The 814-nt window shown below is 46.7% G+C and carries 1 protein-coding gene; it reads right to left on the minus strand.

What is annotated here, in order from left to right:
* Positions 1-68 precede the first annotated feature (68 nt).
* Positions 69-758 (minus strand): RadC family protein, encoded by a 690-nt coding sequence (gene radC, locus ACYVTD_RS14555; RefSeq protein WP_461248436.1) that lies wholly within the window; start codon positions 756-758, stop codon positions 69-71.
* Between the last annotated feature and the right edge of the window lie 56 nt (positions 759-814).

Consider the following 814-nt stretch of genomic DNA (forward strand, 5'->3'; position numbering starts at 1 on the left):
GAATTAAAAAAAAGATTGTTACCTGCGTCCTATTCACATTTTCATTTTACCGCAAACAGAAACCGCCCTCAATACCCGTCAGTCAATTTTCCGTTCTCCCTAAAGCTCCACCACGAGGTTTCAGAAAAAATGATGTGGTCTATAAAATGAAGCCCCAAAATTTTCGCCGCATCTTGAAGCCGATCCGTTATATCGTCATCTTCAGGGGAACTTACAAGCTGTCCCGACGGGTGGTTATGTGCAACGCAAAAAGCCGCCGCCCTGTCCTGAATCAAGTCGGCGAATACTTCCCGCGGGTGGACAATTGTTTTGTTTACAAGCCCGATGGTAACAACTCGCACCGCAAGCACCTCGTGAGCGCCGTTCAGGGAAAGACTGATAAACCTCTCCTGTTTGCGGTCGGCATAGTGCCGCACAAGCGTATAAATATCGACAGGTTTTTTAATCCGCATGGAAAAAGAGCCATAGCGTCTCCTTCCAAATTCCAACATTGCGGCAACAGCGCAAGCCTTAGATTGCCCGATCCCAGACAAAGAGGAAATTTCTTCTACGGAAGGAATATCCTTATTGTCGTCCAAAAAGCCGAGTAACTCTCCGGCAAGCGCTTTTACGTCTTTTCCCTGAATACCGGTATTCAGAAGGATAGCCAATAGTTCGCTGTCCGAAAGAGAAGCCGGACCGCCCGACAATAGTTTTTCCCGTGGTCGCATCTCAAGCGGCACACTGGAAAAAGCGTTTTTTTCGTTGTGTTTTTTCATAACTCTATATGGGTGCGTCGGTGCGTGGCTCTTGACTGAATTATAAGAAATTTGAT

This window comes from Treponema sp. R6D11 (assembly GCF_054786075.1).

Excerpts from the sequence above, each read along its gene's own strand:
- radC (WP_461248436.1), bottom strand. The coding sequence starts at position 758 with ATGAAAAAACACAACGAAAAAAACGCTTTTTCCAGTGTGCCGCTTGAG.